The sequence below is a fragment of the Aeromonas salmonicida genome, from assembly GCF_028355655.1.
Classification (GTDB): Bacteria; Pseudomonadota; Gammaproteobacteria; order Enterobacterales; family Aeromonadaceae; genus Aeromonas; species Aeromonas salmonicida.
Genome location: NZ_CP110645.1, coordinates 350,001 through 362,196, shown reverse-complemented (window position 1 = coordinate 362,196; position 12,196 = coordinate 350,001). Strand labels below are relative to the sequence as shown.

The window sequence follows — 12,196 nt, the reverse complement described above, 5'->3', positions numbered from 1 at the left end:
CCTAGACTAGCCCATAAAATTCGCTCTTCATTTACACCGGATGGACAATTGTTTGAACAATGACCTTATCACCATCTCCGATCTGACCTTCAGTCACGGAGATCGGCTGTTATACGACGGGATCAACCTGACCATTCCCCGTGGCAAGGTCACTGCGGTCATGGGCCCGAGCGGCATCGGCAAGACCACATTGCTGCGGCTGATCGGTGGCCAGATCAAGCCGGAGTCCGGTCATATCCTGTTTGACGGGGAAGATATCCCCACCCTCTCCCGCTCTCGTCTGTACGAAGTGCGCAAGCGGATGAGCATGCTGTTCCAGAGCGGCGCCCTGTTTACCGGCATGACAGTCTACGACAACGTGGCCTTCCCGCTGCGGGAGCATTCCGGTCTGCCGGAGGAGCTGATCCACACCATCGTCATGATGAAGCTGCAGGCCGTGGGTCTGCGCGGGGCCGCTCAGCTGATGCCGTCCGAGCTCTCCGGTGGCATGGCACGCCGTGCCGCACTGGCCAGATCCATAGCGCTGGATCCGGACCTCATCATGTATGACGAACCGTTTGTCGGACAGGACCCCATCACGATGGCGGTACTGGTCAAGCTGATCAAGGAGCTGAACAGCGCCCTCGGCATCACCTCCGTCATCGTGACCCACGACGTGAACGAGGTGCTGACCATCGCCGATTACGCCTATATCATCGCCAACCGCAAGGTGGTGGCGCACGGCACGCCGGCGCAGCTGCGCGAAGAGCATAATCCCGAAGTCGAGCAATTCCTGCTTGGATTGCCCGACGGTCCTGTCCCGTTTCATTTTCCGGCAGGCGACCTGCTACAGGATCTGTGATGTTGATAAGCCAAGTAAGCAAGCTGGGCCGGGTTGGCGTGCGCGTCATCAGCTCCATCGGCCGTGCCACCATAATGCTGTTTCATGCGCTGGCGGGCAAACCCGAGCCACGCAAGCACTTCCCTCTGCTGCTTCAACAGTTGTATGTCGTGGGTGTGCAGTCCGTTGCCATCATTCTGGTCTCCGGTCTGTTCATCGGCATGGTGCTCTCGTTGCAGGGTTACAACGTATTGAAAGACTTCGGCGCCGAGCAGAGCCTGGGCCCGCTGGTTTCCCTCTCCCTGTTGCGGGAGTTGGGTCCCGTTGTGACCGGCCTGCTGTTTGCCGGCCGCGCCGGCTCTGCACTGACCGCCGAGATCGGCCTGATGAAGGCCACAGAACAGCTCTCCAGTCTGGAGATGATGGCGGTCGACCCGCTGCGCCGGGTAGTGGCCCCTCGTTTCTGGGCCGGCGTCATCAGCATGCCGCTGCTGGCCTTCATGTTCAGTCTGATCGGCATCTTCGGTGGCAAGCTGGTCGGTGTGGATCTGCTGGGGGTGGACGAAGGCAGCTTCTGGTCCGCCATGCAGGCATCCGTCGACTGGCAGGATGACATCATGCAAGGTGCCATCAAGAGCCTGATCTTCGCTCTGGTGGTCACCTGGATTGCGCTCTTTAACGGTTATGATGCCAAGCCGACCTCGGCCGGGATCAGTCAGGCCACAACCCGTACCGTGGTCCACTCCTCCCTGGCCGTGCTCGGCCTGGATTTTATACTCACCGCAGTCATGTTTGGATAAGGTAAAGATGAAGTTCAGCAAAGTAGAATTCCTGGTTGGCGCCTTCATGCTGGCCGGCATCGGTGCCATTCTGGCGTTGGCACTGCAAGTAGCAGGGTTGAGTTTCAAACCGGAAGGAGAAACCTATACCCTGCGCGCCCATTTCGATAATATCGGCGGCCTGAAAGTACGCTCACCGGTCAAGGTTGGTGGCGTCGTCGTCGGTCGGGTCAGCGACATCACCCTGGATGCCAAGAGCCAGGTGCCGGTCGTCTCCCTGCTGATGCAAAAGAGTGCCGGCGAGTTTTCCGAAACCAGCACCCTCTCCATCCTGACTTCGGGACTGCTCGGCGAGCAGTACATCGGCCTGATGCCCGGCTTCAGCGATGAGGAGATGGGTACCAGCATGCTCAAGGATGGCGACATGATTGAAGACACCAAATCAGCCATTGTGCTGGAAGACCTGATTGGCAAGTTCCTCTATAGCCAGTCTTCCGACACCAAATCCGACAGCAAGTAAGGAGTAACCATGTTCAAGAAGATCGCCCTGTTGCTGGGTCTGATGACCAGCATGCTGTTTTCCCTGGTGGCTCACGCCACCAATGCCGCCGACCCCTATGCCCTGGTGGACGAAGCGGCCAAGCAGACCTTTGCCCGCCTTAAGGCGGACAAGTCCCAGGTCAAGAGCAATCCGGATCACCTGCGGGTCATCATCCGTGAAGAGTTGCTGCCCTACGTGGACAACCGCTTCGCTGCCTACAAGGTGCTCGGCAACCAGATCAAGCAGACCACCCCGGCTCAGCGTGACGCCTTCGTCGAGGTGTTCACCGAGTACATGGTGAGTTCCTACGCCGATGCGCTGGCCCATTTCGACAAGCAAACTGTCAAAGTCGAGCCGGGCAAGGCGCCGGGTGACAGCAATATCACCGCCGTCAACGTCAGCGTGAAAGAGGCCGGCAAGCCGGATATTTTCCTCGAATTCAAGCTGCGCAAGAACAACAAGACCGGCGAATGGAAGGCCTTCGACATGGTAGCCGAAGGGATCAGCCTGCTCTCCGCCAAGCAGAACGAGCTGGGCGGCCTCATTCGCCAGAATGGCATAGATGCAGTGATCGCCCAGCTGCGTGCTCACAACGCCAAGCCGTTGGTCATCAAGTCATGAAATTTAGCGGCGATCTGCAGGCACCACAGGTCAATGCCCTGTGGCAACGCCGCGCCGACTGGTGGCAGGAAGATCAGCTCGAACTGAGTGGCGTCACCACCCTGGACTCCGCCGGGCTGGCACTGCTGGTCAAATGGGCCAAAGCCGTATTGGTACGAGGCGCCACACCGCAACTGGTGGGCGCCTCCACTGATTTTTATACCCTGGCCAACCTGTATGGGGTGGCCGGGCTGTTTCAGTCAACTCCGCTCACAACTGAGGACGCATAATGCAAGTCTCTGAAATTGAAGCGATACTCCTTGAGGCTCTGCCATTGTCCGAAGTCCATGTCAAAGGAGACGGCAGTCACTATCAAGTGATCGCCGTCGGTGACATGTTTGACGGCATGAGCCGGGTCAAGAAGCAGCAGGCCATCTATGCCCCGCTGATGGACAAGATCGCCAGCAACGCCATCCACGCACTCTCCATCAAGGCCTTTACCGATGCCGAGTGGAAACGCGAACGTAAATTCCTACTGCCCTCCTGATTGGTATCTAAGTAAATGGACAAATTCAAGATCGATGGTCGTTGTACTCTCAACGGCGAAGTGACCATATCTGGCGCCAAAAATGCCGCCCTGCCGATCCTGTTCGCCACCCTGCTGTGTGATGAGGAGATCCACCTCTCCAACGTACCGCGCCTGAAAGACGTGGGTACCACCCTCAAGCTGCTGGAGATGCTGGGCGCCACCACCAAGGTCAACGGCAACGTGACAGTGCTGACCGGTGCGGTGAACAACCACGTCGCCCCCTACGAGCTGGTGAAGACAATGCGCGCATCCATACTGGCGCTGGGCCCGCTGGCTGCCCGTTTCGGGGCTGCCGACGTCTCCTTGCCCGGTGGCTGCGCCATCGGTGCCCGTCCGGTGAACCTGCACGTCCACGGCCTGGAGCTGATGGGTGCCAAGATTGCCATCGAGGATGGTTACATCAAGGCCCGTGTCGACGGTCGCCTCAAGGGTGCTCATATCCTGATGGACATGGTTTCCGTCACAGGTACCGAGAACCTGATGATGGCCGCTACCCTGGCCGACGGTCGCACCGTGATCGAGAACGCCGCCCGTGAGCCGGAAGTGGTCGATCTGGCCAACTTCCTCAACGCGCTTGGCGCCAAGGTTCAGGGCGCGGGCACCGACACTCTGACCATAGACGGTGTCGAGCGTCTGCACGGTGGCAGCTACAGCGTACAGCCTGACCGTATCGAAACCGGCACCTTCCTGGTTGGCGCAGCGGTTACCGGTGGCAAAGTCACCTGTCGCAAGACAGATCCTTCCCTGCTGGAGGCGGTACTGGTCAAACTGGAAGAGGCAGGCGCCTTGATCGAGAAAGGGGCTGACTGGATCACCCTCGACATGACAGGCCGCACTCTCAAGCCGGTCACCATCAAGACAGCTCCCTACCCGGCCTTCCCGACCGACATGCAGGCACAGTTCACCGTGCTGAACGCCGTCGCCAAGGGCACCGGCATGGTCACAGAGACCATCTTCGAGAACCGCTTCATGCACGTACCTGAACTGGTGCGAATGGGCGCGGACATAGAGCTGCAGGGCAATGTCGCCATCTGCCGTGACACCGAGCAACTCAAGGGTGCCCAGGTGATGGCCACAGACCTGCGCGCCTCCGCCAGTCTGGTGCTGGCCGGCTTCGTCGCCGAAGGCTCCACCATAGTCGACCGTATCTATCACATCGACCGTGGCTACGAAGATATCGAGCACAAGCTGCAAGGTCTGGGCGGGCGCATCGAGCGTATCAAGGGCTGATTGCCATCCCTTGAACATGTCTGTTAAAAAGGCCCCCTCGCGTTGGCGAGGGGGCCTTTTTCATATCATGGATTCAGCGTGAGGGCGGGTATTAATGTCCCGCCAGCTTCATGTTCTCCACCAGTACGGAACCGGTCTTGAGGCTGGAGCGCTCATCTTCATCACACCCCACCGCCGCTATATGGCTAAACATCTCGCTCAGGTTGCCTGCTATGGTGATCTCTTCTACCGGGTAGGCAATCTCGCCATTCTCAACCCAGAAGCCGGCTGCGCCACGGGAATAGTCACCATTGACGATGTTGACCCCCTGCCCCATCAGCTCGGTCACCAGCAGGCCTGTCCCCATCTCCTTGAGCATCCCCTGGAAATCCTGGCCCGTGTTGGAAACCTGCCAGTTATGGATGCCACCGGCATGCCCCGTGGTGGTCAGTCCCAGCTTGCGGGCAGAATAGGAGGTAAGCAGCCAGCTCATCAGCTCGCCGTTGCGCACTATGTCCATATTCCGGGTAAGTACCCCTTCCCCGTCAAACGGCGTACTGGCCAGTCCACCAAGCAGGTGGGGAAACTCTTGGATAGTGAGCCACTGGGGCAGGATCTGCTTGCCCAATTTGTCGAGCAGGAAGCTCGACTTGCGATAGAGGTTGCCACCGCTGATGGCCATCACCAGATGGCCCCACAGGCCGGCGGCTGTGTCCGGGTGAAACAGCACGGGCGCATGGCGAGTGGAGATCTTGCGGGCACCCAGGCGGGAGACGGTGCGTTCCACCGCCTCATCGGCGATGCGTTGCGGACTCCAGAGCCCACCCAGGTCGCGACTCGAGGAGTAGCCGTAGTCCCGTTGCATGTCGCCATCCAGCTCGCCAATCAGCACGCAGCTCAGGGAGTTGCGGGACGCAGCATAGCCTTTGACGAAGCCGTGGCTGTTGCCATAGACCTTGATGCCGAGGTGGCTGGAGAAACCGGCCCCATCGGAGTGTTTGATGCGGGTATCGCGACCCAGCGCCAGCCGCTCACACTCGATGGCCAGCTCGATCCCGCGCTGGGGATCCAGTTCGATTTGGTGGCACAGTTGCAGATCGGGGGCATCCCAGGCCAGCAGCTCGGCATTTGCCAGACCGGCACAATCATCGGCAGAGGTATGGCGGGCGATTTCCATGGCCGCTTCGACGGCGGCGCGGATGGCTGGCTTGCCCAGATCCGTGGTAGAAGATGAACCCTTGCAACCATCGCGATAAACCGCAATGCCCAGAGCACCATCCTTGTTGAATTCGATACTTTCCAGTTCACAACCCCGGGTGTTCACCGACAACCCGGTCTGTTTGCTGATGGAGACTTCGGCCAGCGAGGCGCCCAGTCCTTTGGCTATCTCCAGTGCCTCGGCAACGACGGCCTCGAGATGGGCTTGATCCTGGCGAATTTGGTCTTGCTGATCCATAACTCACATCTATATGAAGGAAGGAAAGGGGCTAAGCATATCAGACCCCTGCGCCCAGCGGGAGAAGCTGGTAACATATCCACCAACGTGAATGACAGGAATCAAGAGACCGATGAGTCAATATCAAGACGACAACGAGTTAGAAGACTGGGGCCCCAGCAAGACTCAGCTCAAGCGTGATGCAGAGGTGCTACAAAAGCTGGGCGCAGAGATAGTCTCTCTAAGCCACAGTGAGCTGGAAAAAATCCCGTTGGATGAAGAGCTTGCCGATGCTGTCGAGCTGGGCCGCAAACTCAAGCCCAAGAAGGATGAGTCCTTCCGTCGCCATTTGCAGTTCATCGGCCGCTTGATGCGCAGCCGTGATATCGAGCCGATCGAAGAAGCGCTCTCCATCATCAAGAACCGCCACTCCACCGTGAATGCCCGCTTGCATCGCCTGGAACAGTGGCGTGAGCGCCTGATCAACGAAGGCGACAGCGCACTCAACGAGTTGATGTCCCAGTTCCACGAGCTGGATCGCCAGAAGCTGCGCCAGCTGATCCGCTCCGCCAACAAGGAACGGGAACTGAACAAGCCGCCGGTCGCCTATCGCGAAATGTACCAATACCTGCGTGGCGAAATCGAAGACCTGCTGTAAGTGATGGCTCACGCCTCATGGCGAGCAGCAAGCGACACAGCATAAAACGGGGCCAACATATGGCCCCGTTTTTTTATTCTGGTTTGCGAGCTAATTACCCGCCATACACTGTGTATGAGTACCGGGTTGCAGATAAGGCATCAGCAGTGGAGCCATCCCCTTGAGCACCTGCACTGGCAGGGCAGAGGTGAAGCGGAACTTGTCAGACTGGCTGCCCGGCACATAGGCGGTCAGGGTACCGAAGTGGTCCTCTCCCAGAAAGAAGACAAAGGTCGCGGTCCGGTTGCGCGCCAGCGAACTGGTGACATTGCCATAACGACCCACTGTCTCAATCCGGTTGTCGCCAGTCCCCGTCTTGCCCCCCATCGGCAGCACAGTGCCATCCGGCAGAGCAAAAGCACCGGCGATACGCCTTGCAGTTCCCCCTTCCACCACCTTGGAGAGTGCATTGCGCAAAGCAGTCGCTACTTCTGCGGGCAGCACCCGGGTGCCCTCGGTGTGAACGGGCTCAAAGTTGGTCTCAAATGGTGTGCCCTTGGCAAACGAGAGATGTTCGATACGCAGGGTGGGAGCCCGAATGCCACCGTTCTGAATGATCCCCATCAACTCGGCCAGCGCGGCGGGTCTATCCCCCGAGCTACCCAGAGCCGTTGCCAGCGATGGTACCAAATGGTCAAACGGATAACCCAGCTTGGCCCAACGCTGATGGATGTCGAGGAAGGCTTCGACCTCCAGCATGGTACGGATACGGCTGTCACGGGCACTGCGGTGACGAGTTTTGAACAACCAGCTGTATACCTCTTGTCGTTCATCCCGGCTGGCTTCAACCGCATCGGCAAAGGTCGCCTTGTCGAACTCCTTGAGATAGGCAAGCAACCACAGCTCCAGCGGATGCACCCGCGCGATGTAGCCCTGATCCGGCAAGGAATACTTGCCTGGGCCATAGCTGGTGTAAAGCTGCTCAATGCGTCTGTCGCTGAGCTTGTCACGCGGCAACCGTTTGGCCAGGAAGGCGGCAAAGGTCTCCTGCGAGGCATCCGGCATCAGATAGCGATGCACGGCAGCAAGCCGTACGGCGCTGGGCTTAAGGCCATCCAGGAAGGTGTCGAGCTGCTCATCCGCCGTCTTGCCGCGATACTTGCGCCAGAAGCGCAGCAGATAGGTTTGCCCCTCTTTATCGGCAAACTTGGCCAGATACTCGGTACGACGGGGATCCTTGTCATCCTTGAGCAGCTGGGCGCGGTTGCCCTCCCGATAGAGGCTGTAGCGCACTATGTCCCGCATCAGACGCACGAACGGCAGGTTGATTGACTCGCGCAGTGCATCTCGTATCGGAGGAATGCGTCCGTTATCCTCACGGCGGAAGTTGTTGAAGGTGTGCATACCGCCCCCGGTGAAGAAACCTTCGTGCGGACTGGCGGAGTATGGGCGATCCAGAGCGGCCTCCAGCATCAACGGCAGGCTCTTGTCCTTGGCCGTCATCAGATAAGAGACAGCCCAGCGACTGAGGTTGTCCTGACCCGAGACCTCAATCTTGCGCAGGCTCTCTGCTGGCATCTCGGAATAGTTGTCATGCAGCTCTGCAATGATTTCCAGATAGGTGGTCAATACCCGCAACTTGGCGGTGGAACCCAGCTCCAGCTTGCTGCCTTCGTTGATGTCGAATGGCTGATCCGTGTTGTCCGTCTGCACTCGTACCTTGAAACCTTCCGGTGATTTCTCGAACAGAGTAAAACTGTAACGCACATCCCCTGTCTTCTCCGGCGAGAGCAGACGCTCACCAAACAGACCGACCTGAGCGGCAAACGCGGGATCGGCAAGCTGTTGCAGGTAACGGGATATCTCGTTTTGCAGCGGCATATTGAGGCTGGTATCCGCGCTCAGGTCCATCCGGTCGAGGTCATACAGCTGTACCCCGAGCTGGCGGCTCAGGCGAGTGCGAGCAACCTGCAAGCCCTTGTTGTTGTTGACTCGAGTCATAGCGGGGGACTGGAGGAAGTCGCGGAAACCAAGTTTGGCCTTGAGCGCAGCCTCCATCAGCGGCGGCGTGATCATGCCCTCCTGCACGAACAGACGCAGATAACTGTCAGTCAGGGTCGCCAGTGCATCCCGTCCCTGCGCCAGATAGTAGGAGGGACGACGGTGTGCGATCATCAGCGAGACAACCTGCCGCAAGGCAAGTCCTTGCTCTTCAAGTGCCGCATCCTGGTTACGAGCCGGATCCAGCAGCCGATTGACTTCGTTCACATTGGCGCCAAACCAGACCCACAAGCCATCACCCAGCCCATGTACCTCACCATAACCAGGGGCGGCCGAAAGTGGCACAGAGTTGAGATAAGCCCAGGCAACCAGCTTGCGCGCCTCCAGGGTTTCCGGCCCCAACCGATACGCCCGCACACTGGCTGACGCCATCTGGCGGATCTTCTCGGTCGGTGACAGCGTCAGACCATCGGGAGAGTGGCGGTACTTCTCGACCTGAGTCGCCAGTGTACTGCCCCCTGCGGACTGATCCTGCATGTCCAGTGCCTTGCCCACCTGTGACATGGCCGCCTTGGCAAAGCGGGGCCAATCTACCGCCGGGTTTGCCAACGGCTGCTCGTTGCTCAACAGATCGCGGTTCTCGATAAACAACAGCGACTGGATGACCAGGGGAGGAATGGAAGCAAAATCCGGGTAATAGTGAGTCGGATATTTGAATTGATAGAAGGGCTCGGCACGGCAGTCATGCAGGGTCAGACCGGCCTGCACTTTCTCGGTATAGGGAACAAAGAAACCACGGCTGGCATAGTCATAGAGCGCATCGGAAAAATGTGTCTGCTCGCTGACCTGATAACCCCGTTGCAGCAGACGCTCCTGCATCATGGGCAGCAGCACATAGCCGAGCCGCTTGTCGAAGGGGCCATCCTCAGGGAAGATTATTTGCTTGCTGGGGCCAGCTTCGACCTGATAGGTCAGCTTGGCCGCATAGCGGGAGATCTCCTGCGACTGCAGTCGGGAGGTCTGCATCTCATAGCCAACCAGGGCGATCGCAGCCGCCAGGCACAGCAAAAAGAGAAAGCAGAACAACCAACGCCACCAGGGACGACGCTTGCGCTTGTACTTGCCGTCCGCGCTTGGGACAGATGAATCTTGAGATGCCACTTTGTTCAAATCCGTCTGTTCTGATGCGCCCATATCAGCCCCGCCATGGTTGCGCAATTTATTGTGTTTCACTCAAGCTTAGTCGTTTCAAGTCAATGGCTTGAAAACTGTTGACCGCTTTGTAGTGATGGTAACAGGGCGATCAAAAAAAGGGGAGCCGATTGTTGCAGCTTGATGAGAGATCCGAGCTGATGGCAGAAAACAAAACACCGGCCTAAAGCCGGTGTTTTCAGGTAGCAAAGAGGCTTGCTTACTTGCTGGAGCTCATGGCTTTGAGCTTGGCGCTCAGGTCTTTACGCTCTTTGGACAGCTCGGCATTCTTGATGATGTGATCATCAACGCGCTCTTCATAGTCGGTACGCATGTTGGCGATGATGGCCTGAACCTCATCGATACTCATGCCGGGCTTGATGTAGTCACTCAGGTTGTCGAGCAGCAATACACGCTTCTGGTTATCACGGATCTTCTTCTCGTTGTCCGCGATTTCACGCTTGAGTTTGTTCTGGCGACGGGACATACGCACATATTCCAGTACATCGCTGAAGGTGGACTTGTTTACTTGTTCCATATCGATACCACTGACTTAAGGTTGATAAAAGCAGGCCAAGCATTACCGGTACAAGAGAGAAAAAAGAGAGTGTACAGGTAAACCCGAGATGCCCTTACTCTACCGAGTTATGAGGCATATACAACCCTAATTGCAGGCTTGGCAGCGGGTTTTGGCAGGAGACATCAATAGGAACACTAAAACTCAAGAGCCATGATAGCGCACGAAACGGTCACGTCAGGAGGCAAGACGCCAGTAGTGCTTTGGGGTCTGAGCTAAGGCCATATGGAATGTGCCGTCATAAGGTGATAGCCGACCAAAACTTGAATTTCAGGCAATAAAAAACCCCGCTCGATGAGCGGGGTTTTTCGTGTTGGGTGCCTGGCAGTGTCCTACTCTCGCATGGCGAATGCCACACTACCATCGGCGCTACCGCGTTTCACTTCTGAGTTCGGCATGGGATCAGGTGGTTCCACGGCGCTATGGCCGCCAGGCAAATTCTTCAATCTGAGAAAGCTGACGTGAATAACGATTTGCCTGTTGGCTTCGTTATCACTGAATTAGGTAGTAGTTCTTCGATTTGCTACAAGCCTTAGAACACTTCTTGGGTGTTGTATGGTTAAGCCTCACGGGTAATTAGTATGGGTTAGCTCAACACGTCGCCGCGCTTACACACCCCACCTATCAACGTTGTGGTCTCCAACGGCCCTTTAGGACCCTCAAGGGGTCAGGGATGACTCATCTCAGGGCTCGCTTCCCGCTTAGATGCTTTCAGCGGTTATCGATTCCGAACTTAGCTACCGGGCAGTGCCACTGGCGTGACAACCCGAACACCAGAGGTTCGTTCACTCCGGTCCTCTCGTACTAGGAGCAACTCCCTTCAATCATCCAACGCCCACGGCAGATAGGGACCGAACTGTCTCACGACGTTCTGAACCCAGCTCGCGTACCACTTTAAATGGCGAACAGCCATACCCTTGGGACCGACTTCAGCCCCAGGATGTGATGAGCCGACATCGAGGTGCCAAACACCGCCGTCGATATGAACTCTTGGGCGGTATCAGCCTGTTATCCCCGGAGTACCTTTTATCCGTTGAGCGATGGCCCTTCCATTCAGAACCACCGGATCACTATGACCTACTTTCGTACCTGCTCGACCTGTCCGTCTCGCAGTTAAGCTGGCTTATGCCATTGCACTAACCTCCTGATGTCCGACCAGGATTAGCCAACCTTCGTGCTCCTCCGTTACTCTTTGGGAGGAGACCGCCCCAGTCAAACTACCCACCAGGCACTGTCCGCGAGCCCGATTCAGGGCCCTGCGTTAGAACATCAAACATACAAGGGTGGTATTTCAAGGACGGCTCCAGCGCAACTGGCGTCACGCCTTCAAAGCCTCCCACCTATCCTACACATGTAGGTTCAATGTTCAGTGCCAAGCTGTAGTAAAGGTTCACGGGGTCTTTCCGTCTAGCCGCGGGTACACCGCATCTTCACGGCGAATTCGATTTCACTGAGTCTCGGGTGGAGACAGCATGGCCATGGTTACACCATTCGTGCAGGTCGGAACTTACCCGACAAGGAATTTCGCTACCTTAGGACCGTTATAGTTACGGCCGCCGTTTACCGGGGCTTCGATCAAGAGCTTCGCTTGCGCTAACCCCATCAATTAACCTTCCGGCACCGGGCAGGTGTCACACCCTATACGTCCACTTTCGTGTTTGCAGAGTGCTGTGTTTTTGATAAACAGTCCCAGCCATCTGGTCACTGCGACTCCCAACTGCTCCATCCGCAAGGGACTTCACTGTCAAGAGCGAACCTTCTCCCGAAGTTACGGTTCTATTTTGCCTAGTTCCTTCACCCGAGTTCTCTCAAGCGCC

Annotated in this window: 11 protein-coding genes and 2 rRNA genes (1 of these 13 running past the window's edge); 8 read left to right on the top strand and 5 right to left on the bottom strand. The window is 57.4% G+C overall.

The window, feature by feature from the left end; all coding sequences use genetic code 11:
- Window positions 1-40 precede the first annotated feature (40 nt).
- From mlaF to murA, 7 genes are read left to right on the top strand one after another with little or no spacing between them, the layout of a single operon-like run.
- The gene (gene mlaF, locus ONZ54_RS01780; RefSeq protein ID WP_011898278.1) at window positions 41-841 is read left to right on the top strand and encodes a phospholipid ABC transporter ATP-binding protein MlaF; all 801 of its coding nucleotides are present in this window, start codon (window positions 41-43) and stop codon (window positions 839-841) included.
- Window positions 841-1,620: a lipid asymmetry maintenance ABC transporter permease subunit MlaE gene (gene mlaE, locus ONZ54_RS01775; protein WP_005314426.1), complete on the top strand. Its 780-nt coding sequence runs from the start codon at window positions 841-843 to the stop codon at window positions 1,618-1,620. Before mlaF ends, mlaE begins: the two co-directional genes overlap by 1 nt.
- Before the next feature lie 7 nt (window positions 1,621-1,627).
- The gene (mlaD, locus tag ONZ54_RS01770; RefSeq protein ID WP_005314428.1) at window positions 1,628-2,119 is read left to right on the top strand and encodes an outer membrane lipid asymmetry maintenance protein MlaD; all 492 of its coding nucleotides are present in this window, start codon (window positions 1,628-1,630) and stop codon (window positions 2,117-2,119) included.
- 9 nt (window positions 2,120-2,128) lie between these two features.
- The gene (gene mlaC / locus ONZ54_RS01765) at window positions 2,129-2,761 is read left to right on the top strand and encodes a phospholipid-binding protein MlaC (RefSeq protein WP_005314430.1); all 633 of its coding nucleotides are present in this window, start codon (window positions 2,129-2,131) and stop codon (window positions 2,759-2,761) included.
- Window positions 2,758-3,030 (top strand): STAS domain-containing protein, encoded by a 273-nt coding sequence (locus tag ONZ54_RS01760; RefSeq protein ID WP_005314432.1) that lies wholly within the window; start codon window positions 2,758-2,760, stop codon window positions 3,028-3,030. Before mlaC ends, ONZ54_RS01760 begins: the two co-directional genes overlap by 4 nt.
- On the top strand, window positions 3,030-3,287 hold the full coding sequence (ibaG, locus tag ONZ54_RS01755; RefSeq protein ID WP_005306001.1) for a BolA family iron metabolism protein IbaG: 258 nt from the start codon (window positions 3,030-3,032) through the stop codon (window positions 3,285-3,287). The genes ONZ54_RS01760 and ibaG overlap by 1 nt, the downstream gene beginning before the upstream one ends.
- A gap of 15 nt (window positions 3,288-3,302) precedes the next feature.
- On the top strand, window positions 3,303-4,559 hold the full coding sequence (murA, locus tag ONZ54_RS01750; RefSeq protein ID WP_021140204.1) for a UDP-N-acetylglucosamine 1-carboxyvinyltransferase: 1,257 nt from the start codon (window positions 3,303-3,305) through the stop codon (window positions 4,557-4,559).
- A 91-nt stretch (window positions 4,560-4,650) separates the two neighbouring features.
- Here the strand turns inward: murA and pmbA are convergent, their stop codons facing one another.
- Complete coding sequence (gene pmbA, locus ONZ54_RS01745; protein ID WP_271787331.1) at window positions 4,651-5,994, bottom strand: metalloprotease PmbA; 1,344 nt, start codon at window positions 5,992-5,994, stop codon at window positions 4,651-4,653.
- Between the two features lie 112 nt (window positions 5,995-6,106).
- Here pmbA and yjgA point away from each other — a divergent pair, with 112 nt between their 5' ends.
- The gene (gene yjgA / locus ONZ54_RS01740; RefSeq protein WP_021140203.1) at window positions 6,107-6,631 is read left to right on the top strand and encodes a ribosome biogenesis factor YjgA; all 525 of its coding nucleotides are present in this window, start codon (window positions 6,107-6,109) and stop codon (window positions 6,629-6,631) included.
- A 90-nt stretch (window positions 6,632-6,721) separates the two neighbouring features.
- Here yjgA and ONZ54_RS01735 read toward each other — a convergent pair whose 3' ends face one another.
- From ONZ54_RS01735 to ONZ54_RS01720, 4 genes are all read right to left on the bottom strand, one after another.
- The gene (locus tag ONZ54_RS01735) at window positions 6,722-9,805 is read right to left on the bottom strand and encodes a transglycosylase domain-containing protein (protein ID WP_087756670.1); all 3,084 of its coding nucleotides are present in this window, start codon (window positions 9,803-9,805) and stop codon (window positions 6,722-6,724) included.
- A gap of 217 nt (window positions 9,806-10,022) precedes the next feature.
- Window positions 10,023-10,340 (bottom strand): PTS system regulator TmaR, encoded by a 318-nt coding sequence (tmaR, locus tag ONZ54_RS01730; protein ID WP_005314445.1) that lies wholly within the window; start codon window positions 10,338-10,340, stop codon window positions 10,023-10,025.
- Window positions 10,341-10,698: 358 nt separating this feature from the next.
- A 5S ribosomal RNA gene (gene rrf, locus ONZ54_RS01725) occupies window positions 10,699-10,813 on the bottom strand.
- Window positions 10,814-10,934: 121 nt separating this feature from the next.
- A 23S ribosomal RNA gene (locus ONZ54_RS01720) occupies window positions 10,935-12,196 on the bottom strand; it runs 1,628 nt beyond the window's last position.

Bases quoted from the DNA above. Each gene is read 5' to 3' on its own strand.
- mlaF (WP_011898278.1), top strand. From the start codon at position 41: ATGGACAATTGTTTGAACAATGACCTTATCACCATCTCCGATCTGACC.
- mlaE (WP_005314426.1), top strand. From the start codon at position 841: ATGTTGATAAGCCAAGTAAGCAAGCTGGGCCGGGTTGGCGTGCGCGTC.
- mlaD (WP_005314428.1), top strand. From the start codon at position 1,628: ATGAAGTTCAGCAAAGTAGAATTCCTGGTTGGCGCCTTCATGCTGGCC.
- mlaC (WP_005314430.1), top strand. From the start codon at position 2,129: ATGTTCAAGAAGATCGCCCTGTTGCTGGGTCTGATGACCAGCATGCTG.
- ONZ54_RS01760 (WP_005314432.1), top strand. From the start codon at position 2,758: ATGAAATTTAGCGGCGATCTGCAGGCACCACAGGTCAATGCCCTGTGG.
- ibaG (WP_005306001.1), top strand. From the start codon at position 3,030: ATGCAAGTCTCTGAAATTGAAGCGATACTCCTTGAGGCTCTGCCATTG.
- murA (WP_021140204.1), top strand. From the start codon at position 3,303: ATGGACAAATTCAAGATCGATGGTCGTTGTACTCTCAACGGCGAAGTG.
- pmbA (WP_271787331.1), bottom strand. From the start codon at position 5,994: ATGGATCAGCAAGACCAAATTCGCCAGGATCAAGCCCATCTCGAGGCC.
- yjgA (WP_021140203.1), top strand. From the start codon at position 6,107: ATGAGTCAATATCAAGACGACAACGAGTTAGAAGACTGGGGCCCCAGC.
- ONZ54_RS01735 (WP_087756670.1), bottom strand. From the start codon at position 9,805: ATGGGCGCATCAGAACAGACGGATTTGAACAAAGTGGCATCTCAAGAT.
- tmaR (WP_005314445.1), bottom strand. From the start codon at position 10,340: ATGGAACAAGTAAACAAGTCCACCTTCAGCGATGTACTGGAATATGTG.